Raw genomic sequence first — 23,256 nt, 5'->3', positions numbered from 1 at the left:
GGTCAGGCGCCTCCCCGGCCGGCCAATGCGCCCAGCCCCATGGCCGTCGCCGCAGCCCCCGTGGCAAGCACCAGCGAGGCGATTGGCCAGTCGCCCGCCTGGCCGAGTTGCGGCAGGACCAGCCCACCATACCAGGCCAGCCCGTGCCAGGCGCCCAGCGACGCCGGCCGGGTCATGTGCCACCGGGCGCTGATCGCCAGGGCGAGAGCCGGCAGGATGGCCGCGGCCAGCATCAGCCCGGCATTCACCGCCAGGGCATCGGCGCCTTCGGACCGCAGCGCCTCCATCCGGCCCGATGCGGCGAGCCATCCGCCCAGGCCCCACCACAGGCCGACCCAGCCCGCGACACCCAGCCCGACCCGCAGCGACAGCCACAGCGCCGGGGCGATGCGCCCGTCGAGCAGCGCCAGGCCCAGGGCCGCCGCCCCGGCCGGCAGAAGCGTTAGCCCGGTCATGGCCGCCCCCCGATCCGGGCCAGCGCGTCCAGCTCGGCCACCAGCGGCCCCGCGCAGGGCGTGCCGGCCCGCGCGATCGCGGCGCGCTGGTGGGCGGCGACCTCGGGCCGGCCGGCCACGACGGCCAACAGCGCTTCTCCGAACCGCCGCCAGGTGGCGCGGGTGGCGTCGGTATCGGTGTCCGGCCGCGATCCCATGGCCAGGTCGGTGGCATGGGCGACATGGCCCAGCATCAGCGGGCAGGCGCTGGCCTCGGACAGGTCGAGCAGCCGGGTGGACCAATCGGCGATCCGCGCAGCACAGGTGCCCCGCGCCGCGCCATCGGCCCGGAGCCAGCCGATCACCCGCCAGGCGCGCACCTGGAAGCTGGTCGGATCGGCGGCCAGCGCCGCGTCGAGCGCGGGCAGGAGCGTCGTGGCCCAGAGATTTGGCGTGGCCCCGGGGGCTGCGACCATGGTCCGCCAGAACAGCCGGTCCGAGAGGGCCGGGCCCTGCAAGCCGCCGGTGGGCACGTCCGGGCTGTCGCCCAGTTGCAGGGCCGTCAGCAGGCGCAGGTCGGTCAGGGCCGGGTCATCGCCGGCGGGGTCGGCCTCGGCCAGCGCCTCGCGCGCTGTCTCGGCGCGGTCGGCCAGGGCGGCGATGGCGGCGAGCCGCCGGGTCTGGTCCTCCCACGTGCCATCCCGCAGGCCACGCATGGCCGCCGTATCGCCGAAGCGGATCGGCCCGGTCTCGCAGCGTTGGGCCTGTTGTTCGGCCACACGCGCCCGGTCCACCACCGGCTCGGGCGGCGGCGCGGGGGCGTGGAATTCCAGCCCCGTGCGGACCCATTGCGCCGCGGCCAGGCCGGGCAGGGCAACCATGGTCAAAGCGGCCAGCGGGGCCAGGAGATGCCGCGCCCGTCTCACCGAAAGATCGCCTCGGCGGCATAGGACCCGGGGCCAAGCCCGATCTGCACGGTCACCCGCCCGCTGTCGCCCGGCTCGGCCAGGACCAGCGGCGCGAACTGGTGGCCGCAGCGGTCGAGATAAGCGGCCAGCGGGGTCACGTCGGCCACGTCGGCGGCCACGTAGCTGCGCAGGATGCGCCGGCCACCTTGCGGACAGGGCGCATCGGGGCCGGGCTGTACCACCTCGCGCTGCCAGGGCACCGGCAGGGCATCGGGCCGGAAGGACAGGCGCAGCGAGAACGACCGGGGATCGGCCCCGTCATGCAGGGTGAGCGATTGATACCCGTCGTCGCTGTCATGGGCGTCGAGCGGATCGCGCATGCCCCGGGCGATGGCGTCGAGATCCAGCAGGGTCAGCCGCGTGCCGTCATAAACCGCCCAGGATCCGCGCTCGGGCAGGGCGCTCCAGGTCGGCGGCTGGACGGGGCGGGCGATGTCGGGCTGGGCCAGCGTGGCGGGCGGATCGGGGCGCGGGGTGCGGGCCATCTGGAAGGCCACGAAGGCAAAAAGCATCAGCACCGCGCTGAAAAAGGCGATCGACAGGTCGAGCGCGGCGGTGTCGTCTTCGTCGGTCATGGCGCGTCCGGGCTTATGGCCAGGGGTGCCAGCGAAAAGATCGCCGCCGGCCCGGTGTGGTCGGGCCGGGCGATATCGGCATTCAGGGCGCGGACCAGGTCGCGCGTGGCCCAGGCCAGGCAGCTTGCGGGCAGCGGCCGGTCGGGCGATCCGGCCAGGGCAAGTGTATAGAAGAGTCGCGGATCAAGGCCCATGCGCCCGGGCAGGGCGGCCAGGTCGGCCGGGCCCTGCACCAGGATCGGCGGGTCGGTCTCGACCAGCAGCGCCGGGCGTTGGCCGGCGGTCGTGCACCAGGCGGTGATATCGGCCTGGATCGGCGGGGCGACGGGCGGGTCCGGGCGCAGCACGGCCAGCACCAGCATCAGCGCCGCGCTGGCCGAGATGAAGAGATCGGTCATCGCGATCCCCATGGCGCCCGGCCGGATCATCGCCCGGCCCGGCGGGCCGGCGCCTCGGCGCCCAGCGACAGGAGCTTGCGGAAGACCAGCAGCAGGATGGCCGCGGTCAGGCCCAGGAAAGTCGTGTCAAAGGCCGTCGACAGCCCGGCGATCAGCGCGTCCGGCGCGCCGGCGGCCATGGCCGGGGCCAGGCCGGCCACGGCGCGCGATATGCCGATGATCGTGCCCAGGAAGCCCAGCGAGGTGAAGAGCGTCTGGGCCCAGAGGGCAAAACCGTCATAGGCCGCCCCCGCCGCCCGGCCACCGTGGCGCAGGGCCACCCAGAGCGCGTGCAGCGGCACCGCCAGCAGGCCGGACAGCAGCGCAAAGGGATAAGGCGCGGCCAGGCTGCGCGCCAGCAGGCCGGGCAGGTAAACCGCGCCCGATGTCGGATCGGTCGGCGCCGCCGGCACCAGCCCAAGCGCAACGACAAGGCCCAGCCCGCCGCCGGCGATCAGCAGCGCGCCCAGCCCGGCCACGGCCAGCCGTGCTTCGGTGACGGGGCGGGCCATGGTCAGGGCGAGGTCTCGTCCAGCAGGCGGCTGGCCACGGTCTTGCCGGCGTCGATGACCTCGGAGAAATCGACCACGTTGGCCCGGATCAGATCGGCCGCGCGCTGCACATTGTCGGCCTTGATGAAAAAGGCGATTGCCTCGCGGTTTTCCTCGAGCGTGCGGATCAGGTTGCGCGCCTCGATCACCGTGCGCGCCCGGGCCTCGTCATCGCTGTCCAGCCCGTCCAGCACGGCCTGCAGGTTGGGCACCTCGGCCTTGATGATCTGGTTGTTCGACGCCTCGGCCTCGGCGATCAGCGCGGTGGTCTGCTGCTTGTAATCGTCGATGGCCGTGTCGAAATCCGACCCGTCTTCCATCTGCCGGGTGGCCATCTGCAGCTGCTCGATCAGCTCGGCCACCTTGGCATCGGCCTGTTCGATGTCGACCAGCCCCTGGTCGAGCTGGTCGAGGAAGGCCGGGTAATCGGCGGCCCGCTGTTCCAGCGAGGACATCAGTTCGGCAATGGCGCCGGCCATCTCGGCCACGCGGGCCTTTTCGCTGGGCGAAGGCTGGGCGCCGGCCGGGGCGGGCGCCAGGGTGCCAAGGCCCCACAGGCCGATGGCCAGGCTGGCAAGAAGGCGGGGAAGGAAGCGGTGGCCCATCTGGGTCTCTCTCCGTCTGGTTGCGGGGGAATTAATCTGCGGCGCCCTGGGGCCCGTCAGAGTTGCAATAGATGATGTGCAGGTCGACGATGCCGACGATGATCTCGGCCGCGTTTTCCAGCGTGTCGACCGAGGTGGAAATCGTCTCGATCTGGCCCTTCAGCGCGTCCAGCCGCGCCTCGGCATCGCGGGTGACCTGGTCGACCAGCCGGTCCGACCCGGTGGTCGCCGCATTGTCGCGCACAAAGACCTCCCATTGGGTCTGGCAGGCCTGGATATCGGTGGCCTGGCCCTTGAGCGACAACAGCTTGGCTGGGTTCTCGGTGGCGACCACGTAATTCTGGTCCAGCTCGTCGATCGTGAAACCGCAGAGCAGCTCTTGATTCGTCACGTCCGTCCAGTCGCGTGTCAACAAATCGCCATATTGCGAGACCTCGTCATCGATGACCCGGACCAGCAATTGCGCCTCGCCGACCAGCTGCGAGACCGAGGGCGAACAGGCCGGCGCGACCTTGGCCAGCTCGCACCGCCGGCGGTCGGACAACCGGTCGAGCGTCGCACAATCGGTGCCCTCGGCCGGGGCCGGATCGGGGGGTGTTTGGGCCCCGTCGGAGGGGATGGCGGTGGTGTCGAAATGGCCGGCGCATTGCGGCGCATCGGTCAGCGGGGGCATGTCGGCGGTGCGCCCGATCATCCCGTTATCGAGACAATATCCCACGTTTTCCTTAAGAAATCCGGCATCCTCGCAGGCCGCGGCACAGGAGGCCAGGCAGGCATCGCGCAGCGCGGGATCGCCGCAGGCCGCAGGCACGTCGGCGCGCGAAAGGCCGGGGACAAACCCGCCGGCGAGCGTTGCGAAAAGGACCGTGGCAATGGCGCGCATGCGTTTCTCCCGTGACCCACAGGTGACGCCCAAGCGCCGATCCGGTCAAGGCCTGATGACCGTGCCGGGCGGCCTGCCGCCGCCCGATCCCGGGCTTTCATATAGGGCGTGCGTTAAGAATTTTCGCGGCTCGTTAACACATCATTTACCAACAATGGTCGAATGGTGGTCGATTTCCCGCCCATTTCCGGTCGCAATCGTTAACTAGTCTGATCCTGCAGAGAATAGGGGTTAGCAGGAATCATGTCGTTAACCGATGATATGTCGGCTCAGATACCGAACCAGAGGGTCAGAAGGCCGCGCCGCAACGCGCCGAAAATGCGCATCCTTGCCGTGGATGATGACCAGAACATCCTGGCCTTGCTTCAGACGGCCCTGTCCGCATTGGGCCTGTTCGAGGTCAGCATCGCGGATTCGGGTGAAGAAGCATTGCGCCAGATCGAACGGGCGGAGAAGCCGTTCGACTGTTTCCTTCTCGACATCCAGATGCCGCACATGAACGGGATCGAGCTGTGCCGCGAGATCCGCGGGCTGCGCAGCTATCACAAGACTCCCATCGTCATGCTGACGGCCATGTCCGAGCGCAAGTATATCGACGAGAGCTTCGTCGCCGGCGCCACGGATTACGTCACCAAGCCGTTCGATTTCTTCGAACTGCGTTCGCGCCTGTCGGCGGCCCAGCGGATCCTGCAGGAACATGCCCGGGCGTCGGACAGTGTCGAAGTGGCACGCAAGCTGAAGAAGGAACTCGATTCCAACCTGATGATCGCGCTGTCCGATCCGGTGGCCATGCCCGATATCGAGCGCATGCTGGGCTATTCGGAATTCGACAACTATGTCATGCAGCTGAGCCGGACCAAGCGGTTCACGTCGCATGTGGTTGCCATCCGGGTGGTCGATGCCGAACGCCATCACGCCGAGCTGAGCAATGCCGATTTCCGCGAGGCGCTGCAGGAAGCCGGGCGGGCTCTGTCGAAATTCACGCGCAAGACCGAGAACATCCTGTCCTATCGCGGCAACGGTGTCTTTCTCAGTGTCTGCCATGGCAAGGCCGCGCTGCTGACGCCGGAAAAGGCGCCTTCGCTGAACCAGATGCTGGCAACCATGATGGCCAGCCGCCGCTTCGACGTGGCGTTCGAGCTGGAAATCGGCGGGCCGGTGTCGATGCGGCTGACGTCGCGGTCGGGTGCGTTGTTTGCCCTGAACCGGGCAACCGCCGCGCTGGACACGCTGCATGGCGACAACACCACGGCCAGGAAGTTCGGCCGGGGCGGGGCGCGCAGCGCCGATGCCAAGCGCAGCGACCGGCTGGCCTACGAGGCGATCCTGAAGGACCTGCTGACCGAGGAGCCATCCCTCAACCGCTACTGACACGGCAGCTCCGCGCCGGCAGCGTATTGTTGAATTTGCCGAAGATTCGCCACAAAGGCGGCGAACTTACACCGCGCCGGTCGGGCACACTGACCGGCAAGTAACGATAAACAATACGAGGCTGACATGGCCGTAATCGAGCACATGAACATCGACCCGGCGCTCCTGGGTCGGACGCGCCGGCTTGAAAAGCAGTTGCGCGACTACGTGACGATCACCCGCAAGCTGGTCTGGCAGCGGCAGGCGATCTTCTTTGCCGCGACCGTGCTGGCCGCGTCCTATTACAATGCCTCGATTGCCTTTTCGACCTATGCGGCCGTGCTGGCGACCGAGGTGGTCGACCATGTCATGGCCTTTCGCGTCTCGAACTGGGACACGACCAACGCCCAGCCCGACCGGGCCCGGCGCTACCTGTGGTGGACCATGGCCAACACGGTGCTCAGCGCCACGGCCATCTGCGCCTTTGTCTTCGGGCTGGCCCTGCAACAGCCGGTCGGCGAGCATTTCACCCCGCTGTTCTTCCTCTTTGCCGCCGCGCTCTTTGCCGCGATGAACAATCACCAGGTGATCCAGGCGCTGATCCTGCGGCTGATCATCTACGGCGTGACCTTCCTGTCGATCGCCTTGCTCGACATCATCCGCGTGCGGCCGCCGCTCGATTCCGTGCTGTGGCTGCATTTCTTCACCACGCTCTTTGTGCTCTATTTCATCATCGACTGCTCTTATGTCTTCGTGCAGCTCTATCGCGCCAACCTGCGCCAGCTGGATCGGCTGACCGAGGAACACCGCCGGACCAAGGCGGCCTACAAGGTCAAATCGGAATTCGTGTCGACGGTCAGCCACGAGCTGCGCACGCCGCTGACCTCGATCAAGGGCTCGCTCGACCTGATCAATTCGGGGATGCTGGGCAAGCTGCCCGAGAAGATGGAGCCGATCCTGGCCATCGCCGGGCGCAACTCGGGGCGGCTGGCCGACCTGATCAACGACATCCTCGACCTGCAGCGCATCGAATCCGGCGAGATGACCTACCGGTTCAAGACGCTGGATGTGGGCGAGCTGGTGCTGGAAGCGGCCGCGTCCAACCAGGGCTTTGCCGACAATTACGGTGTGACGGTGCATGCCGAAGTGCCCGAGGATGACGCATTCCCGGTGCGCGGCGACGAGGTGCGCCTGATCCAGGTGCTGACCAACATCCTGTCCAACGCGATCAAGTTCTCGAACCAGGATGGCGAGGTCCGCATCGGCTGCCACCGGATGAAGAATCGCGTGCGAATCTTTGTCCAGGACCGTGGCGTCGGCATTCCCGAAGGCGCACGGGGCAAGGTTTTCGACAAGTTCACCCAGGTCGACAGTTCCGATCAACGCAGTGTCGGCGGAACCGGGCTTGGCATGAACATCTCGCGCCAGATCGTACACCACCACGGCGGCAGCATCGACTATGTGAGCAAGCTGGGCGAGGGCACGACCTTCTTCGTAGATCTCGACCTGACGCCCAACTACGAGGACGAATTGTGACGTAAGGTCAAAAGCTTCGCCAAGTGTCTTGGTGCAATGGCAAAACCTTCGGCGGTCCGGAAACCGCCGAACCTGAAGTTGTGTCTTCCGGTGCACGTTTTATTAACAATCGTCTGGATTGCAGCGGGTTTGTGCCGAAAACGGGTGGACATGGAGTTCGCTCTGGCGGCAGTGTCGTTTCAAATACGTGAAATGAGAGACGGCAGTGAAACACACCCGTTCGACCCTGGCGTCCGATTCCGCGACGCGTGCATTTCCCGAACTCGCCCCCGCTGACGAGTCCGGCCCCCTGGCCGAACAGGCCCCGACCCCCTCGCTGGCCCGTCTCCAGGACCGACAATCTCAGGGTCAGCTCAAGGCCACGACGCTGTCTTTCGAGACCGTCGGCGACCATGGCAACCTGCTGGTCAAGTACCTTCGGGCCCGCAAGGAGACCTTCATCGACCGTCTGCACTGGGATCTGCCCAACACGGACGGCATGGAATTCGACCAATACGACACGCCGCAATGCCGCTGGATCATCGTGCATGAATACGGCGAGATCATGGGCGGGGTGCGCCTGCTGCCGACGACGGCCGGTTGTGGCATCTATTCCTACATGCTGCGCGACGCCCAGCGGGGGCTGCTGGACAGCATTCCGTCCGACGTTCTGTTTCTGGATGCGCCGGTGCTGCCGCTGGTCTGGGAGGCCTCGCGCCTGTTCATCACCGATGCCGTGCCGTCGCGCCGGCGCAACGATGTGCAGGGGCTGCTGATGCAGGTGATGGCCCGCACGGCGGCCGATGCCGGGGCGCGGTATGTCATCGGCATCGTGCCCTGGGTGTTCTCGCGTTGGCTGCGCCGGCTGGGGCTGGCCGCGCTGCCGGTGGGGCCGCGGTTCACCATCGACGGCACCACCAGCCAGGCCGCGCTGTTCAACGTCGCGCGCTACCTCGACTAGGCTCAGATCACGGCAAAGGCCGCCGGCGGTTCGGCGGCCAGCGTCTTGACCGACAATTGCCCGTCCTGCCAGTCAAAGACACGCAGGCGCAGCGGCTCGATCCCGGCGCGGCGGTCCTCTTCGGGGGGCAGGGCGTCAAAGGCCGGCATGTCGGGCGGGATATGCACGCTGCCCGCATCCGCCGCGGCGACGACCGTGCCGGCCCAATGCACCGCCACATCCGCATGGACATGGCCACAGGCCAGCCGCAGCACGTTGTGGCCCGCGATCGTGCAGGCCAGCGCCGGGCCGTTGTCGAAGCGAAAGCCATCCATGAAGGGCAGGCCCATGGGGCAGGGCGGATGGTGCAGCACGATCAGCGTCGGCCGGTCGTCCAGCGCCCCGCCCAGCCACGCCGCCTGCGCCGGGGGGAAATCGCCTTCGGTCTGGCGTTCGACCACGCTGTCCAGCCCGACAAGGTGCAGCCCGTCGAGATCCGCCGAGAAATTCAGGTAGGGCGCGCCCTGCCATTCCTGCTCGGGAAAGGCCGCGCGCATGGCCGCCCGGCCGTCATGGTTCCCGGGCAGCAACCGCAGCGGCGCGGAGAGGTCGGCGAGGATCTCGGCGGCATGGTCATATTCGGCCGGGCCCTCGGCAAAGGGCCCCATCTCGACCAGGTCGCCCGAATGCACCACCAGGTCGGGGGCCAGGGCATTGACCGCCGAGACCTGCAAGCGCAACCGCGCGGCATTGTCGACCTGGTCCTTCCACAGGGTGCCCCGGGCGGTGATGTGGCTGTCGGTCAATTGCACGATGCGGGTCATCGGGGCGTCCTTTCCTGGGGGCGGTTTGTGGTCTGGTGTCGCGATCGGGCGGCCGGGAAACGCGACCTGTCTTCCGGCGCGCCGCCGTGCCATAGTGCCAGCGGCGGTCCTGTTCCATCGCATCGCCATGGAACAGGACCATGACAGCGCGGTTTCTTTCCTGCATCCTGCGGCGGTCCGACCCGGTCGTCCATAGAGGTCGGGGCGGTTTCCTCTGGAAATGCCGAGAAAAGAATGTTAGCGCAAACGCGAGGGCTGCCAGTCCCCAGGAACCGACGGCTTGCGAGGGAAGCGGAAAGGAACCGGACGATGACACTCAATTCCACGATCGACAAGGTGACAGACCGGATCAGGACGCGCAGCCGTCCGAGCCGCGAGGCCTACCTGGCGCGGATCGGCGCGGCGCGGGACAAGGGCCCGGCGCGGGCGCACCTGTCCTGCTCGGGTCAGGCCCATGCCTATGCCGGGGCGGGCAGCGACCAGGACGCGCTGGCCACCCGCGATGCCGGCAACCTTGGCATCGTCACCGCCTATAACGACATGCTGTCGGCTCACCAGCCGTTCGAACGGTTCCCCGAGCTGATCCGCCAGGCCGCACGCGAGGCCGGCGGCACGGCCCAGGTCGCCGGCGGCGTGCCCGCCATGTGCGACGGGGTGACCCAGGGCGAGGCGGGGATGGAGCTGTCGCTGTTTTCCCGCGACGTGATCGCCTTGGCCACCGGGGTTGCGCTGTCGCACAACACCTTCGATGCCGCCGTCTACCTGGGGGTCTGCGACAAGATCGTGCCGGGGCTGGTGATCGGCGCCCAGGCCTTTGGCCACCTGCCGGCGGTGTTCCTGCCGGCCGGGCCGATGACCTCGGGCATCTCGAACGACGAAAAGGCCGAGGTGCGCAAGAAATTTGCCGCCGGAGAGGCCACGCGGGCCGAGCTGATGGCCTCGGAGATGGCCGCTTATCACGGGCCGGGCACCTGCACCTTTTATGGCACGGCCAATACCAACCAGATGCTGATGGAATTCATGGGGCTGCACCTGCCGGGCGCCAGCTTTGTCAATCCCAACACCGAGCTGCGCGATGCGCTGACCCGCGAAGGCGCGCGCCGGGCCCTGTCGCTGTCGGCGCTTGGCAACAATTACACCCCGGTCGGCGAGGTCCTGGACGAGCGGGCCTATGTCAACGGCATCGTCGGGCTGCATGCCACGGGCGGGTCGACCAACCTGGTCATCCACATGGTGGCCATGGCGCGGGCCGGGGGCATCGTGCTGGATTGGGAGGATTTCGCCGAACTCTCCGAAGAAATCCCGCTGATGGCCCGGGTCTATCCCAACGGCCTGGCCGACGTGAACCATTTCCATGCGGCCGGCGGGCTGGGCTACATGATCGGCTCGCTGCTGACCGAAGGCCTGTTGCATGATGATACCCGCACGGTGGCCGGTGACGGGCTGAACCATTATACCGCCGAGCCCAAGCTGATCGACGGCGCGCTGACCTGGCAGCCGGGCTCGGGCGAAAGCCTCAACGACAAGATCCTGCGCCCCGCCTCCGAGCCGTTCCAGGCCACCGGCGGTCTGCGCCGCCTGACCGGGTCGATGGGCGTTGGGGTGATGAAGGTCTCGGCCGTGGCCGAGGAACACCAGGTGGTCGAAGCACCTGTGCGCGTCTTCCACGACCAGGAAGAGGTCAAGACCGCGTTCAAGGCCGGCGAGTTCACCGGCGATGTCATTGTCGTCGTGCGGTTCCAGGGGCCCAAGGCCAATGGCATGCCCGAGCTGCATTCGCTGACCCCGCTGCTGTCGATCCTGCAGGGCCGGGGCCAGAAGGTCGCGCTGGTCACCGATGGTCGGATGTCCGGCGCTTCGGGCAAGGTGCCGGCCGCGATCCATGTCTCGCCCGAGGCGCTGGACGGCGGGCCGATTGCCAAGCTGGCCGACGGCGACCTCGTACGCGTCGATGCCAAGGCCGGCACGCTGGAAATCCTGACCGACGGCGTGCTGGACCGCCCCAATGCCGAGGCCGATCTGTCCGGCGTTCAATCGGGGACGGGGCGTGAACTTTTCGCCATGTTCCGCAATACTGTCGGCACCGCCTCGACCGGGGCCACCATTTTCTCGGAGATCACTGCATGACCCCACAGGACGCCAGCAAGAAAAGCCGCGAGATCTGCCTGCTCGCCCCCGTTGTCCCCGTTCTGGTGATCGACGATGCGGGCTCGGCCGCGTCGCTGGCCCGGGCGCTGGTCGCCGGCGGGCTGCCCGCGCTCGAGGTCACGCTGCGCACGCCCGCCGCGCTGGACGCGATCCGGGCCATGGCCGAGGTCGAAGGCGGCGTGGTTGGCGCCGGCACGCTTGTGACGCCGGCCGATGTGCGCGCGGCCAAGGCGGCCGGGGCCAAGTTCGGCGTGTCGCCCGGCGCGACGGATGCGCTGTTGCAGGCCTGCGAGGACGAAGACCTGCCGTTGCTGCCGGGGGCTGCCACAGCGTCCGAGGCGATGCGCCTGCTTGAGCGGGGCTATGATGTGATGAAGTTCTTCCCCGCCGAAGCTTCGGGCGGAGCCAAGGCGCTGAAGGCCATCGGCGGGCCGCTGCCGCAGATTTCCTTCTGCCCGACAGGCGGCGTGTCGACCGGAAACCTCAATGATTACCTGGGCCTGTCCAACGTGCTGTGCGCCGGTGGCAGCTGGGTTGCGCCGGCGGCGATGGTCGAGGCCGGCCAATGGGACGAGATCGAGAAACTGGCCCGGGCCGCCGTCGAACTGGCGGCCTGACACGCGGCCTGCGTTGCGGGCGGCCAGAGCCAACACGGTGACATGCGGTCCGCCTTGCGGGCGGCCAGAGCCAACAAGCAAAAAGGGCGGGCCTTCCGGTCCGCCCTGTGGCTGTTGTCCCGATGATCGTGAAAAAAACAGGCCCTGACATTTGCGCAATCGGGACAGAGCGCGTCACATGCCAGGGCCAAGTCTCACCACGGGACGAAGGGTGGCCCCGATGGTGTCGTTCAAAACGTATCCACCCAGGCGGCCGGTGCCGCCTGATCACGTTGTAAGACAGGGCGCCGGGCGCCCGTATGACTGACAGGGGTAGGGCCCGAGAGGGCCCCGGGGCTCAGCCGCCCCAGGTGCGGACCGGGCCGCAATCCATGTGCACGAAATCCGACCGCGAGTACCGGCCGACCCCGCCGCCATGGCAGGCCTGGGCGGCACGGGCCATCTGGCTGACCGAGCGCGAGCTCAGCCGCAGATCGGCGGCCTGGCCCTTCATGTGCAGCGAGTTCTTGGCGACACCGGACGACCGGCGGCGCAGCATCGCGTTGGTCTCGGGGCTGCGATAGCCCGAGAGCAGCATGTAGGGTTCGTTGATGTCCATCAGGTTATGTGCGGCGGCCATGATGTCGACAGTCCGGCTGTCGATGGTCAGGTGCTTGTCGTTCCGCCAGTCGCGCATGAAATGCGTGATCTCGGTGAGCGCGTCCTTGATGTAGGTGCCTTCGATCCAGTAGATCATGTCGATCCGCTCACCGGTGCGCCCGGAATACATCTGAAGCCTTCGGATGTCTCCGCCGCCACGAAGGAAGCCTGCTGCGTTTGCGTAAGTCGGTGCGGCCGTTATGGCCGTAGCTGCGAATGCCCCAAGAAGGGCACGGCGGGAGATACCCGCTGAGCTCGATTGATTCATGTCCTGCGTCGTCCCGTACGCTTTTTCTGCCCGCCTGCGATGTTACGCAGGCATTCTCTGTTTTCACTCATCCCCACAAGTGACGGGGAACTTATGCCACGCTTGCGCGTTGCGACCAAGCCGCGAGTGGTTTGAACTTTATGTGTCACGGTTTTTCGGCAAGTTCTCGCGCAACACCTGGGCACTGTTGCCGGTTGGCCACAGAATCACCGAAATTCGTGGCGATCATGAGACGCAGATTAACCTTACCAATATGTGAATGGACAAGAGTGCCGCGCATTCCCACGCTTTTCACAGTTAATTCATACGTTTCAGGTCAGGTCCTCGACATGATGCCAAAGCCATTGATCCCCGCAATCCGCAGCCTCTGCGCCGCCGCCGCCCTTGCTGTCTGCCTTGCTCCGGCCTCTGTGTCGGCCCAGCAAGTGACCGCTTTCCAACAGGTGCTGGCCGCGGCTTCCGCCGAGGAAGATGGCGTCGGGGCGTTCTATCGGTCGAATGGCTACCAGCCGATCTGGACCGGATCGGCCGAATCCGACCGTGCGCGTCGGGCTGCCCTGTTCGATGCGCTGGCCCGCGCGCCGCTGCACGGGCTGCCGGCCGGGCGGTACGACACGATCGGGCTCAAGGCGCGGATGGGCGCGGCGCGGACCATGGCCGATATCGCCCGGGTCGAGGCCGAGCTCAGCGCCGTTCTGGTCGAATATGCCGCCAACCTGGAATTCGGCGTGCTGGAACCGGGGCGGGTGGACAGCGAGATCAAGCGCGTCGTGCCCTATCGCGACCGTATGACCTATCTGACGCAATTCGTGCAGATGGATCCGGCGGCCTTTTTCCGCACGCTGGCGCCGGACACGCCGGAATACCGCGCGCTGATGAAACAGAAACTGATCTATGAACAGCAGATCGACGCCGGCGGCTGGGGGGCGACCGTGCCGTCCGGCAAGCTTGAACCGGGCCAGTCGGGTACGGCCGTTGTCGCATTGCGCGACCGGCTGGTGCGCATGGGCTACCTCGACCGCTCGCTCTCGCGCGATTACGACGCGCGGATGAAAGCCGCCGTGCAGCAGTTCCAGGCGGCCCATGGGCTGACCGAAGACGGCGTGGCCGGGGGCGACACGATCCGCGAGATCAACGTGTCGATGGAAGACCGGCTGCAATCGGTGGTGGTCGCGATGGAACGCGAACGCTGGACCAACATGCCCCGGGGCCAGCGCCACATCTGGGTGAACCTGACCGATTTCACGGCCAAGGTGATTGACGACGGCAAGCTGACCTTTGTCACCCGCTCGGTCATCGGGGCCAATTCCGGCGATCGCCGCAGCCCCGAATTCTCGGACGAGATGGAGCACATGGTGATCAACCCCAGCTGGTACGTCCCGCGGTCGATCATCACCAAGGAATACCTGCCGGCGCTGCAACGCAATCCCAACGCCGTGCGGCACCTGGAAATCACCGACAGCCGCGGGCGCAAGGTCAACCGCGGGGCGGTGAACTTCGCGGCCTATTCGGCCCGGTCCTTCCCGTTCTCGATGCGCCAGCCGCCGTCCAAGAGCAATGCGCTGGGGCTGGTCAAGTTCATGTTCCCCAACAAGTACAACATCTACCTGCACGACACGCCGCAAAAGGCCCTGTTCGACCGCGAGGTGCGGGCCTTTTCCCATGGCTGCATCCGCCTGGCCCAGCCGTTCGATTTCGCCTATACGCTTCTGGCCCGGCAAGAGGCCGACCCCGAAGGCGCGTTCCACGCGATCCTGGACACCGGGCGCGAAACCAAGGTCGTGCTCGAACAGAAGATCCCGGTGCATATCGTCTACCGTACTGCCTTTGCCAATGACCGCGGGGTGATCGAATACCGCCGCGACATGTATGGCCGCGACGGGCGGATCTGGGATGCGCTTGCGGCACAGGGGGTGGTTCTGCAGGCCCAAGGCAGCTAAGACCCAAGACGAATTCAGCAATTCGGAACGGGTGGCACATGGCACACAAGGTCGGAGACATCGCGGCGGCGCTGGGGCTGCCCATCGAGGGCGACGCGAGCGTTGAAATCACCCATGCGGCCGAACCGGGCGCGGCCGGCGCGGATGCGCTGGCCCTGGCCATGTCGCCCAAATATGCCGAAGCACTGGACGGCAGCGCGGCGCAGGCCGCGATCCTGTGGCCCGGCGCCGACTGGCAGGCCATGGGCCTGAAGGCCGCGATCCTGCCGCCCCGGGCGCGGGTGGCCATGGCCGGGCTGACCCGGGTGTTCGACCCGGGCCAGGGCTTTGCACCGGGCATCCATCCCCAGGCGCTGGTCGATCCCACCGCCGAGATCGGCGAGGACGTGTCCATCGGGCCGTTCACCGTGGTGGCCGCAGGGGCCCGGATCGGCGCGCGGTCGGTCATCGGCCCGCAATGTTACATCGGCACCGATGCCCAGCTGGGCCCGGATGCCCTGCTGCGCGAACAGGTCAGCCTGGGCGCGCGGGTGCGGATCGGCGCACGCTTCGTCGCCCAGCCGGGCGCGCGGATCGGCGGCGACGGCTTTTCCTTCGTCACGCCCGAGAAATCGGCCGTCGAAGCGGCCCGCGAGGAATTCGGCGCGGGCGAGGCCCAGGCCGCCGAACAGGCCTATCTGCGCATCCATTCCCTGGGCGGGGTCGAGATCGGCGATGACGTCGAGGTCGGCAGCAACACCTCCGTCGACAGCGGCACCATCCGGCCCACGCGGATCGGCAACGGCACCAAGCTGGATAACCTCGTGCAGGTCGGCCACAACGTGACGGTCGGCCATGACACGCTGCTGTGCGGCCAGGTCGGGCTGGCCGGGTCCTGCCGGGTGGGCAACAATGTCGTGCTGGGCGGCCAGGTCGGCGCCGCCGACAACATCTTCATCGGCGATGGCGTCGTGGCCGCCGGGGCGACCAAAATCACCGGCAACATCCCGGCGGGCCGGGTCGTGATGGGCTATCCGGCCACGCGCATGGATACCCAGGTGGCCATGTACAAGGCCCTGCGCCGGCTGCCCCGGCTGATGACCGATTTCGCCGAACTGCAAAAGGCGGTTTTCAAGCCGTCCTCGAAGGATTAAGTCAGCCCCGAAGTGGGCCGGACCGAACGGGGGGCAGGCATGAGCATCGAGGATCGGGTCATCCGCATCATTGCGGAACAGGCGGTTCTGGAACCGTCGGACGTCACGCCCGAAAGCACGCTGGACGACCTGGGCATCGACAGCCTGGGCCTGGTCGAAAGCATCTTCGCCATCGAGGAGGAATTCGACATCTCGGTGCCGTTCAACGCCAACGAGCCGACGCAGAGCGATTTCGACATTTCCAACGTGGCTGCCATCGTCGCCGGCGTCCAGGCGCTGATCGCCGACCAGTCGTAACCTTGGCCATGACGGGTAGGAACGCATGAAACGGGTCGTGATCACCGGCGCCGGCACCATCAACGCGCTGGGGCATTCGGTCGACGAAACGCTGGAGGCCATGCGGGAGGGGCGCTGCGGCATCGGCCAGCTGGAGTTTCGTGATGTCGAGCGCCTGGCCATCCAGATCGGCGGCCAGGTGCGCGGCTTTGAGGCCGAGGGCCGGTTCAACCGCCAGCAGATGGCGCTGTATGACCGGTTCACCCAGTTCACGCTCTTTGCGGCGCAAGAGGCGATTGCCCAGTCGGGCATGACCTTTGTCGGCGACGATGCCGCGCGGTCGGGGGTCGTGCTGGGCACAGCCGGCGGCGGGGTCAGCACCTGGGACGACAATTACCGCTCGGTCTACGAGGACGGCAAGAACCGGGTGCATCCCTTTGTCGTGCCCAAGCTGATGAACAACGCGGCGGCCAGCCACGTGTCGATGGAATACAACCTCAAGGGCCCGTCGTTCACCGTGTCGACGGCCTGCGCCTCGTCGAACCATGCCATGGCCCTGGCCTTTGACATGGTCCGCCGGGGCATGGCTCCGGCGATGATCACCGGCGGGGCGGAAAGCATGTTGTGCTTCGGCGGCGTCAAGGCCTGGGAAGGCCTGCGGGTCATGTCCAAGGATGCCTGCCGCCCGTTCAGTGCCAATCGCAACGGCATGGTCCAGGGCGAGGGCGCGGGGATCTTCGTCTTCGAAGACTATGACCACGCCCGGGCGCGGGGCGCCGAGATCCTGTGCGAAGTCGTGGGCCAGGCCATGTCCTCGGATGCGGCCGATATCGTCATGCCCTCGAAACAGGGCGCGTCGCGGGCGATGGCCGGAGCGCTCAAGGATGCCGGGATCGACGGCGACATGGTGGGGTATGTCAACGCCCACGGCACCGGCACGGCGGCCAATGACAAGACCGAATGCGCCGCCGTGGCCGATGTCTTCGGGCCGCATGCCGACAACCTGATGATCTCGTCGACCAAGTCGATGCACGGCCACCTGATCGGCGGCACCGGTGCCGTCGAGCTGCTGGCCTGTATCATGGCGGTGCGGGATGGGGTGATCGCGCCAACGATCGGCTATGAAGAGGCCGATCCCGAATGCGCGCTGGACGTGGTGCCGAACGAGGCCCGCGAGGCCCGTGTCGAATATGCCCTGTCCAATGCCTTTGCCTTCGGCGGGCTGAACGCCGTGCTGGCGGTGCGCCGGATCTGATCCGGCCCACCGCCTTTTGTCTTGCCAGTGGTTACTGGTTGGTCACCACGTCGACCACGTCATAGCCGGCGGTGAAGCCCGACAGCGACATGGTCAGCGTGATCGGCCGGTCGGGCGCCGGGGCGGGCACGATGCGCACGGTGGCTTCGCGGCCGGCCTTGAAGGCATCGACATCCGCCTGGGTCAGGCCGATCTGGGCGACACAGCCAATCTGGTTGCAGAACTGGTAGTTGTAGCGCTTGGCATTGCCGCCATCGACGGCGATGGTCAGCTGGCCCGGCAGGAAGGTTTCCAGCGGCACGATGACCGTGGCACCGGCTGCGGCCTGGCCACCGGCCAGCCGGAACAGCGAGACCTCGGCCACCGGGTTGTCGGTTTCATCGACCAGGACCTGCACCAGCGAGCAGGGGTCGGTTTCCGCATCGGTCTTGATGCAGGCCAGGTTCCAGTCGCCAAAGCTGTCCTTGACATAGCGCTGGCCCGGGGCCGGTCCTTCCTGGACGGGCTGGCCCATGTCCAGACCCGGGTCCTGGGCGGCGGGGGCATCGGCCGGGGCCTCGGTGGCCGGTGCCGCGTCGGTGGCCGGCGCGTCGGTGGCGGGGACCTCGGTCGCCGGGGGTTCGGCGGTTTCGGTGGCCGTGTCCGTGTCCTGGGCCATGGCCGAACCGGCCATCAGGATCAGGGCTGTCAGCGACAGCGCGGTCAGGGATCTCGACATGCAAGCCTCGTGAATGTCTGTTGTCGGTTTGGTGGTGATCTAGCATGGCCGTGACCCGGTGTCAGCGGCCGTCGCTGGATTTTTCCCCGGTTTCGCCGGGCCTGTCCGACGGCCGCCGGGGCGGGCGGAAATCGGGGGTGGCTGGCCCTGCGGGCTGGCGTGGTGGGGGCGGGCGGCGCGGGCCGTTTCCGGCGCCGGCACGAGCCGTGTGGCCAATCGGGGCAGGGCGCAAGGGCCGGGCGGGGGCGGTAGGATGGGGCGGCGGCCAGAATGTGAAAAGAGGACCACGAAGGTCCCCTTTTCATTATGTTTTCTCCCCGTCGGACCGGCCGACTTAGTTATGCCGGAACGTTACGAAAGCCTGTGACAAGCGTCAATAGCTAAAGCCCGCTGCTCTGCGGCACGCCGGTTACGCAGATGCAGCGCCCGGATTTCGGGCGCGATGTCGGACGGGTCGCCACGGGGAAGAGGCGACGGCGGTCACCCGCTGGCGTCGATGGCCCCGGCCAGCGTGAAACCGCCCCAGACAAAGCAGCCGAGCGCGCCGACGCCCAGCACGATTGCCGCCAGGATCGCCGGGCGGTGGCGGGCCGCGGCCCCGGTCTGGCGCATGTAGCCGGCGGCCAGCGTCGCGGCCCAGGCCAGCAGGGCCAGCCCGGCGCCGGCGGTCCAGTCCTTGATGGCGCAGGTCACCCCGTCGATGTAATTGTCGCCCGAATAGGCCGGCATCGCGCTGAGCACGGCGATCAGCGCCGCGCCGTTCAGGGCCGCCAAGCCCAGGCAGCCGTTCCGCGCCAGGCGGCCAAATCCGGGATCGCCGTGTTCCATGGTCATGATCACGCCCTACCTTGCTGTTTCCTCCGATGTAGGCGGTCCGGCCGGCGGGCGAAAGGCATCGCGCGGGATTTCGGCAGCCCATCGCCGCAAGCGTCGTTGCCGGGCCACAAAAATCAGGGCCGCAAAAAACGTGCCCCCGACATCGGGGCACCTGGGCGTGCGGAAACGGGATTTTCGGCGGCTTCAGGGGCGCCGACAAAAAAAGCCGTGCCCGAAGGCACGGCCAGTCTGACAGGGAGGAAGTTCATCCGCCGGCATGCACCGGCGAACAGATGAGACTATCGCAGGCAAAGGTTAACTTTGTATGGTTGGGGCCGTACCCTCTGGCAAGCCTCGGACGACACTCATGGACCAAGCGATCTTTCTGGGCGGCGGTGGCCCGGAATATAAGGAAAAACAACATCTTGCTCTGAAATACGCCAATCGGCACGGGCTGATTGCCGGGGCCACGGGCACGGGCAAGACCGTCACGCTGCAGATCCTGGCCGAGGGCTTTTCGGCCGCGGGCGTGCCGGTGGTGGTGTCGGACGTCAAGGGCGACCTGTCGGGCCTGGCGGCGGCGGGATCTGCGGCAGCCAAGCTGCACGGGCCCTTCACCGAACGCGCGGCGACCATCGGCTTTGACGATTTCGCCTACAGCGCCTTCCCGGTCTGTTTCTGGGATCTCTTCGGCGAACAGGGCCATCCGGTGCGCACCACCCTGGCCGAGATGGGCCCGCTGCTGCTGGCGCGCCTGCTCGAATTGACCGAGGCTCAGGAGGGCATCCTGAACATTGCCTTCCGGCTGGCCGACGAGGGCGGCATGGCGCTGCTGGATCTCAAGGATCTGCAGGCCCTGCTGGTCTGGCTGGGCGAGAACCGGGCCGACCTGTCGCTGCGCTACGGCAATATCTCGACGGCCTCGATCGGCGCGATCCAGCGCCGGCTGATGGTGCTGGAAAACCAGGGCGGCGCGCAGTTCTTCGGGGAACCGGCGCTGGACCTGGGCGACCTGATGCGCAGGGCGCCGGATGGGCGCGGCCAGGTCAACATCCTGGCGGCCGACCGGTTGATGGGATCGCCCCGGCTCTATGCAACCTTCCTGTTGTGGCTGCTGAGTGAATTGTTCGAAGAGCTGCCCGAGGTGGGCGACCCCGACAAGCCGCGGCTGGTGTTCTTCTTCGACGAGGCGCATCTGCTGTTCGACGATGCGCCCAAGGCGCTGGTGGACAAGGTTGAACAGGTCGCCCGCCTGATCCGGTCCAAGGGGGTGGGCGTCTATTTCATCACCCAGAACCCGGCCGACGTGCCCGAGGACGTGCTGGGCCAGCTGGGCAACCGGGTGCAGCACGCGCTGCGGGCCTTTACCGCGCGGGATCGCAAGGCGCTGAAACTGGCGGCCGAGACCTATCGCGAGAACCCGCGGTTTTCCACCGAAGAGGCGATCCGCGACGTGGGCACCGGCGAGGCGGTGACCTCGATGCTGCAGAAGAAGGGCGTGCCGGGGATCGTCGAGCGCACGCTGATCCGGCCGCCGTCGTCGCAGCTGGGCCCGCTGGACGCGGCGGCCCGGGCGGCCATCCTGGCGGCGTCGGACCTGGGCGCGAAATATGCCACGGCGGTGGACCGCCGCTCGGCCTACGAGGTCTTGCAGGAGAGGGCCGAGGCCGCGGCCGGCGCGGCTGAGGCGGCCGAACGGGCGGCGGAGGAGCCGGCTGGCGAACAGGCCGCGGGTGCGGCCAGCGCGGCACGGGAATTCAACGCCGCGCGGCGCTACAGCGGGTCCCGGGTGGGGCGGTCGACGTCGCGGTCCATGCGCGCGCCGGACAGTTTCGGCGACGAGATGATCCGCATGGTGCGCAAGGAGCTGACCGGAACCACCGGCCGGCGCATCGTGCGCGGCGTCCTGGGCGGGCTCTTTCGCGGGCGCTGACCGGCCCGGCGAACACGCGGTGCGGGCACGAGATTATTCGTCGAATAATCTTGTGCGCCGCATGGCCATCCGCAACCTGGTTCCCCCCGGATCCTAGCGTTCGGGCATCAGCCCGCGCGGGCTGAACCGCAGCACGACCAGGAGGATCACGCCCATCGACAGCAGCCGCATATGCGCCGCGCTGTCCAGCAGATGGATGCGCAGGGCATTGTCCTCGGCCATGCCCGAGGTCAGCACCTGCAGCACGAACAGCCCGATCGGCTCGACCTGGACCCAGAGGAACCAGATCAGCAACCCGCCCAGCACGGCCCCGAAATTGTTGCCCGACCCGCCGACGATGACCATCACCCAGATCAGGAAGGTGAACCGCAGGGGCTGGTAGGTGCCCGGGGTCAGCTGGCCGTCCAGCGTGGTCATCATCGCCCCGGCCAGCCCGCAGATGGCCGAGCCCAGAACAAAGATCTGCAGGTGGCGCCGGGTGACATCCTTGCCCATGGCCTCGGCCGCGACCTCGTTGTCGCGGATCGCGCGCATCATCCGGCCCCAGGGGCTCTTGAGCGCCAGCTGCGCCAGGGTCAGCAGCACGACCAGCACCACCAGGAACAGCCCGGTATAGCCCAACTTGACATAAAGCGTCGAGGCGGTGACCGGGTCCAGCCCCAGCCCGGCGGCGCCTTCGACAAAGCCCGCATCGTTCTGCAGGTCGATCTCGTAGGGCACTGGCCGGGGCAGGCCGACGACGTTCTTGACGCCTCGGGCCAGCCAGTCCTCGTTCTTCATCACGGAAATGATGATCTCGGCGATGCCCAGCGTGGCAATGGCCAGGTAATCCGACCGCAAGCCCAGGGCCGTCTTGCCGATCAGCCAGGCCGCCCCGGCCGCCAGCAGTCCGCCCACCGGCCAGGCCAGCAGCACCGGCAGGCCCAGGCCGCCGAGATAGCCCGTGGCCGCCGGGTTGACCGCCTCGACGGCGCCGACGGCCGGATCAAAGACCGCCCGGAACAGGAAGAACCCGACTACCAGAACGGCCGCCACGACCAGCGCGCGCATGCGCCCGCCGTCCAGCCGGCGCCAGGCCTGGATCGCGGCGACGATGGTCGCCGCCCCCAGCGCAAAGGCGGCCAGCACACCCAGCCCGCCGGCCGACCAGGCCGGGCCCACCGGGGGCATCGACACCAGCACCGTGGCCAGCCCGCCGAGCGCGACAAAACCCATGACACCCACGTTGAACAGCCCGGCAAAGCCCCATTGCAGGTTCACGCCAATGGCCATCACGGCCGACACCAGCCCCATGTTCAGGATCAGCAGGGCCGAGTTCCAGCTCTGGGTCACCCCGGTCAGCAGGATCATCGCCCCGACCATGGCAAAGAGCAGCACGTTCTTGACCGGTCCGTTCATACCGATTTCCCCCGGAATAGACCCGTCGGCCGGAACAGCAGCACGATCAGCAGGATCATGAAGCTCACGGCGAACTTGTAATCGGTGCTCAGCAGCTGGACCAACCCGTCGGGATCCAGCGGACCGGGCATCAGGTAGGTCAGCACCTTCTTCCAGGCATAGGTGATGGTCACCTCGGAAAAGGCGATGATGAAGCCCCCGGCAATGGCCCCCAGCGGCGATCCCAGCCCGCCGACGATGGCCGAGGCAAAGATCGGCAACAGCAGCTGGAAATAGACGAAGGGCTTGTAGGACTTGTCGAGCCCGTACAGCACGCCGGCCACCGTGGCCAGGGCCGCGACGATCATCCAGGTATAGGTCACCACCCGCTCGGGGTTGATGCCCGACAGCAGGGCCAGGTCCTCGTTGTCGGAATAGGCCCGCATCGACTTGCCCGTCCGCGTGCGGTTGAGGAACCAGAACAGCAGGGCCACGACGATGACGGCCGTGACGATGGTGATGCCCTGGGTGGTCTTGAAGGCCAGGCCCTCGCGCAGGCCGGTCATCTCCTTGAAGGTCCGGGCCGAGATGATGAACCGCTCGCCATCGGCAAAGCGCTGGTCATCGGGGCCGATGATGAAGCGCACCAGGCCGTTGTAGATGAACATCACGCCCATCGACACGATGACCAGGATGACCGGCTTGGCCCGTTGTTCGCGGTAGAACCGATAGACCATGCGATCGGTCAGCAGGACCAGTCCCATGCAGCCCAGGATGCCCAGGGGCAGGGCCAAGAGGGCGGTGGGCAGGGGGCCGAAACTGACACCCAGCGATTGCAGCCACCAGGTGACCAGGATCGTGACCATCGTGCCAAAGGCCATTGTGTCGCCATGGGCAAAGTTGGAAAACCGCAGGATGCCATAGATCAGCGTCACCCCCAGCGCGCCAAGCGCCAGCTGCGAGCCATAGGCCATGGCCGGGATGAACACGAAATTGGCAAAGGCCACCAGGGCATTGAGAAAATCCACCATCACCGCCCCCACAGGTCGCCGGC

General features: G+C 67.2%; 23 protein-coding genes. 10 read left to right on the top strand and 13 right to left on the bottom strand.

What is annotated here, in order from left to right:
- Positions 1-2: 2 nt before the first annotated feature.
- From ACK3BB_RS14435 to ACK3BB_RS14405, 7 genes are read right to left on the bottom strand one after another with little or no spacing between them, the layout of a single operon-like run.
- Entirely contained in the window at positions 3-455 is a 453-nt protein-coding gene (locus ACK3BB_RS14435; protein ID WP_428925340.1) for a hypothetical protein, read from the bottom strand.
- A complete protein-coding gene (locus ACK3BB_RS14430; RefSeq protein ID WP_428925339.1) occupies positions 452-1,360 on the bottom strand; it encodes a hypothetical protein in 909 nt (302 codons plus the stop codon). Before ACK3BB_RS14430 ends, ACK3BB_RS14435 begins: the two co-directional genes overlap by 4 nt.
- Positions 1,357-1,977, bottom strand: coding sequence for a hypothetical protein (locus ACK3BB_RS14425; protein ID WP_428925338.1), 621 nt, complete (start codon positions 1,975-1,977; stop codon positions 1,357-1,359). Before ACK3BB_RS14425 ends, ACK3BB_RS14430 begins: the two co-directional genes overlap by 4 nt.
- On the bottom strand, positions 1,974-2,375 hold the full coding sequence (locus ACK3BB_RS14420; protein ID WP_428925337.1) for a hypothetical protein: 402 nt from the start codon (positions 2,373-2,375) through the stop codon (positions 1,974-1,976). The genes ACK3BB_RS14425 and ACK3BB_RS14420 overlap by 4 nt, the downstream gene beginning before the upstream one ends.
- A gap of 26 nt (positions 2,376-2,401) precedes the next feature.
- Positions 2,402-2,926 (bottom strand): MotA/TolQ/ExbB proton channel family protein, encoded by a 525-nt coding sequence (locus tag ACK3BB_RS14415; RefSeq protein ID WP_428925336.1) that lies wholly within the window; start codon positions 2,924-2,926, stop codon positions 2,402-2,404.
- Positions 2,927-2,928: 2 nt separating this feature from the next.
- Entirely contained in the window at positions 2,929-3,570 is a 642-nt protein-coding gene (locus ACK3BB_RS14410) for a hypothetical protein (protein ID WP_428925335.1), read from the bottom strand.
- Positions 3,571-3,601: 31 nt separating this feature from the next.
- Positions 3,602-4,453 (bottom strand): hypothetical protein, encoded by an 852-nt coding sequence (locus tag ACK3BB_RS14405; RefSeq protein ID WP_428925334.1) that lies wholly within the window; start codon positions 4,451-4,453, stop codon positions 3,602-3,604.
- A gap of 318 nt (positions 4,454-4,771) precedes the next feature.
- On the opposite strand from ACK3BB_RS14405, the gene ACK3BB_RS14400 reads away from it, so the two are divergent.
- From ACK3BB_RS14400 to ACK3BB_RS14390, 3 genes are all read left to right on the top strand, one after another.
- The gene (locus ACK3BB_RS14400; RefSeq protein ID WP_428925333.1) at positions 4,772-5,824 is read left to right on the top strand and encodes a response regulator; all 1,053 of its coding nucleotides are present in this window, start codon (positions 4,772-4,774) and stop codon (positions 5,822-5,824) included.
- Positions 5,825-5,950: 126 nt separating this feature from the next.
- Positions 5,951-7,339, top strand: coding sequence for a sensor histidine kinase (locus ACK3BB_RS14395; protein WP_428925332.1), 1,389 nt, complete (start codon positions 5,951-5,953; stop codon positions 7,337-7,339).
- Positions 7,340-7,544: 205 nt separating this feature from the next.
- Entirely contained in the window at positions 7,545-8,279 is a 735-nt protein-coding gene (locus tag ACK3BB_RS14390) for an acyl-homoserine-lactone synthase (protein ID WP_428925331.1), read from the top strand.
- A gap of 2 nt (positions 8,280-8,281) precedes the next feature.
- Here the strand turns inward: ACK3BB_RS14390 and ACK3BB_RS14385 are convergent, their stop codons facing one another.
- Positions 8,282-9,082: a metallophosphoesterase gene (locus tag ACK3BB_RS14385; RefSeq protein ID WP_428925330.1), complete on the bottom strand. Its 801-nt coding sequence runs from the start codon at positions 9,080-9,082 to the stop codon at positions 8,282-8,284.
- 309 nt (positions 9,083-9,391) lie between these two features.
- On the opposite strand from ACK3BB_RS14385, the gene edd reads away from it, so the two are divergent.
- Both edd and eda read left to right on the top strand, forming a co-directional pair.
- Positions 9,392-11,209: a phosphogluconate dehydratase gene (gene edd / locus ACK3BB_RS14380; protein ID WP_428925329.1), complete on the top strand. Its 1,818-nt coding sequence runs from the start codon at positions 9,392-9,394 to the stop codon at positions 11,207-11,209.
- The gene (gene eda, locus ACK3BB_RS14375) at positions 11,206-11,847 is read left to right on the top strand and encodes a bifunctional 4-hydroxy-2-oxoglutarate aldolase/2-dehydro-3-deoxy-phosphogluconate aldolase (protein ID WP_428925328.1); all 642 of its coding nucleotides are present in this window, start codon (positions 11,206-11,208) and stop codon (positions 11,845-11,847) included. Before edd ends, eda begins: the two co-directional genes overlap by 4 nt.
- Before the next feature lie 337 nt (positions 11,848-12,184).
- Here the strand turns inward: eda and ACK3BB_RS14370 are convergent, their stop codons facing one another.
- Entirely contained in the window at positions 12,185-12,754 is a 570-nt protein-coding gene (locus ACK3BB_RS14370; protein ID WP_428925327.1) for a YcbK family protein, read from the bottom strand.
- 332 nt (positions 12,755-13,086) lie between these two features.
- Between ACK3BB_RS14370 and ACK3BB_RS14365 the strand changes: the two genes are divergently transcribed.
- From ACK3BB_RS14365 to ACK3BB_RS14350, 4 genes are read left to right on the top strand one after another with little or no spacing between them, the layout of a single operon-like run.
- Positions 13,087-14,694, top strand: coding sequence for a L,D-transpeptidase family protein (locus tag ACK3BB_RS14365; protein WP_428925326.1), 1,608 nt, complete (start codon positions 13,087-13,089; stop codon positions 14,692-14,694).
- A gap of 38 nt (positions 14,695-14,732) precedes the next feature.
- Entirely contained in the window at positions 14,733-15,827 is a 1,095-nt protein-coding gene (locus ACK3BB_RS14360) for a UDP-3-O-(3-hydroxymyristoyl)glucosamine N-acyltransferase (RefSeq protein ID WP_428925325.1), read from the top strand.
- A gap of 39 nt (positions 15,828-15,866) precedes the next feature.
- The gene (locus ACK3BB_RS14355; RefSeq protein ID WP_428925324.1) at positions 15,867-16,124 is read left to right on the top strand and encodes an acyl carrier protein; all 258 of its coding nucleotides are present in this window, start codon (positions 15,867-15,869) and stop codon (positions 16,122-16,124) included.
- A 25-nt stretch (positions 16,125-16,149) separates the two neighbouring features.
- Positions 16,150-17,358 carry a beta-ketoacyl-[acyl-carrier-protein] synthase family protein gene (locus tag ACK3BB_RS14350; protein WP_428925323.1) on the top strand — a complete coding sequence of 403 codons (1,209 nt, stop codon included), beginning with the start codon at positions 16,150-16,152 and terminating at the stop codon, positions 17,356-17,358.
- Positions 17,359-17,389: 31 nt separating this feature from the next.
- On the opposite strand, the gene ACK3BB_RS14345 is transcribed toward ACK3BB_RS14350, so the two are convergent.
- Together ACK3BB_RS14345 and ACK3BB_RS14340 are read right to left on the bottom strand one after the other, a co-directional pair.
- Entirely contained in the window at positions 17,390-18,076 is a 687-nt protein-coding gene (locus ACK3BB_RS14345) for an invasion associated locus B family protein (protein WP_428925322.1), read from the bottom strand.
- Positions 18,077-18,556: 480 nt separating this feature from the next.
- Positions 18,557-18,910, bottom strand: coding sequence for a hypothetical protein (locus ACK3BB_RS14340; protein WP_428925321.1), 354 nt, complete (start codon positions 18,908-18,910; stop codon positions 18,557-18,559).
- Positions 18,911-19,259: 349 nt separating this feature from the next.
- Between ACK3BB_RS14340 and ACK3BB_RS14335 the strand changes: the two genes are divergently transcribed.
- Complete coding sequence (locus ACK3BB_RS14335; protein ID WP_428925320.1) at positions 19,260-20,825, top strand: helicase HerA-like domain-containing protein; 1,566 nt, start codon at positions 19,260-19,262, stop codon at positions 20,823-20,825.
- Between the two features lie 93 nt (positions 20,826-20,918).
- Here ACK3BB_RS14335 and ACK3BB_RS14330 read toward each other — a convergent pair whose 3' ends face one another.
- Positions 20,919-22,223 carry a branched-chain amino acid ABC transporter permease gene (locus ACK3BB_RS14330; protein ID WP_428925319.1) on the bottom strand — a complete coding sequence of 435 codons (1,305 nt, stop codon included), beginning with the start codon at positions 22,221-22,223 and terminating at the stop codon, positions 20,919-20,921.
- Complete coding sequence (locus ACK3BB_RS14325; protein ID WP_428928743.1) at positions 22,220-23,230, bottom strand: branched-chain amino acid ABC transporter permease; 1,011 nt, start codon at positions 23,228-23,230, stop codon at positions 22,220-22,222. Before ACK3BB_RS14325 ends, ACK3BB_RS14330 begins: the two co-directional genes overlap by 4 nt.
- Positions 23,231-23,256: the final 26 nt, after the last annotated feature.

The sequence above is a fragment of the Marinibacterium sp. SX1 genome, from assembly GCF_050389775.1.
Taxonomy (GTDB): domain Bacteria; phylum Pseudomonadota; class Alphaproteobacteria; order Rhodobacterales; family Rhodobacteraceae; genus Marinibacterium.
Note: the sequence above shows the minus strand (reverse complement) of the source record. Positions and strands in the feature narration are given on the sequence as shown.

What these genes read in the sequence shown, in the direction of transcription:
- edd (WP_428925329.1), top strand. Translation starts at nt 9,392, where the DNA reads ATGACACTCAATTCCACGATCGACAAGGTGACAGACCGGATCAGGACG.
- ACK3BB_RS14385 (WP_428925330.1), bottom strand. Translation starts at nt 9,082, where the DNA reads ATGACCCGCATCGTGCAATTGACCGACAGCCACATCACCGCCCGGGGC.
- ACK3BB_RS14335 (WP_428925320.1), top strand. Translation starts at nt 19,260, where the DNA reads ATGGACCAAGCGATCTTTCTGGGCGGCGGTGGCCCGGAATATAAGGAA.
- ACK3BB_RS14365 (WP_428925326.1), top strand. Translation starts at nt 13,087, where the DNA reads ATGCCAAAGCCATTGATCCCCGCAATCCGCAGCCTCTGCGCCGCCGCC.
- ACK3BB_RS14415 (WP_428925336.1), bottom strand. Translation starts at nt 2,926, where the DNA reads ATGGCCCGCCCCGTCACCGAAGCACGGCTGGCCGTGGCCGGGCTGGGC.
- ACK3BB_RS14410 (WP_428925335.1), bottom strand. Translation starts at nt 3,570, where the DNA reads ATGGGCCACCGCTTCCTTCCCCGCCTTCTTGCCAGCCTGGCCATCGGC.
- ACK3BB_RS14435 (WP_428925340.1), bottom strand. Translation starts at nt 455, where the DNA reads ATGACCGGGCTAACGCTTCTGCCGGCCGGGGCGGCGGCCCTGGGCCTG.
- ACK3BB_RS14330 (WP_428925319.1), bottom strand. Translation starts at nt 22,223, where the DNA reads ATGAACGGACCGGTCAAGAACGTGCTGCTCTTTGCCATGGTCGGGGCG.
- eda (WP_428925328.1), top strand. Translation starts at nt 11,206, where the DNA reads ATGACCCCACAGGACGCCAGCAAGAAAAGCCGCGAGATCTGCCTGCTC.
- ACK3BB_RS14425 (WP_428925338.1), bottom strand. Translation starts at nt 1,977, where the DNA reads ATGACCGACGAAGACGACACCGCCGCGCTCGACCTGTCGATCGCCTTT.
- ACK3BB_RS14345 (WP_428925322.1), bottom strand. Translation starts at nt 18,076, where the DNA reads ATGTCGAGATCCCTGACCGCGCTGTCGCTGACAGCCCTGATCCTGATG.
- ACK3BB_RS14420 (WP_428925337.1), bottom strand. Translation starts at nt 2,375, where the DNA reads ATGACCGATCTCTTCATCTCGGCCAGCGCGGCGCTGATGCTGGTGCTG.
- ACK3BB_RS14395 (WP_428925332.1), top strand. Translation starts at nt 5,951, where the DNA reads ATGGCCGTAATCGAGCACATGAACATCGACCCGGCGCTCCTGGGTCGG.
- ACK3BB_RS14405 (WP_428925334.1), bottom strand. Translation starts at nt 4,453, where the DNA reads ATGCGCGCCATTGCCACGGTCCTTTTCGCAACGCTCGCCGGCGGGTTT.
- ACK3BB_RS14370 (WP_428925327.1), bottom strand. Translation starts at nt 12,754, where the DNA reads ATGAATCAATCGAGCTCAGCGGGTATCTCCCGCCGTGCCCTTCTTGGG.
- ACK3BB_RS14355 (WP_428925324.1), top strand. Translation starts at nt 15,867, where the DNA reads ATGAGCATCGAGGATCGGGTCATCCGCATCATTGCGGAACAGGCGGTT.
- ACK3BB_RS14360 (WP_428925325.1), top strand. Translation starts at nt 14,733, where the DNA reads ATGGCACACAAGGTCGGAGACATCGCGGCGGCGCTGGGGCTGCCCATC.
- ACK3BB_RS14400 (WP_428925333.1), top strand. Translation starts at nt 4,772, where the DNA reads ATGCGCATCCTTGCCGTGGATGATGACCAGAACATCCTGGCCTTGCTT.
- ACK3BB_RS14350 (WP_428925323.1), top strand. Translation starts at nt 16,150, where the DNA reads ATGAAACGGGTCGTGATCACCGGCGCCGGCACCATCAACGCGCTGGGG.
- ACK3BB_RS14340 (WP_428925321.1), bottom strand. Translation starts at nt 18,910, where the DNA reads ATGACCATGGAACACGGCGATCCCGGATTTGGCCGCCTGGCGCGGAAC.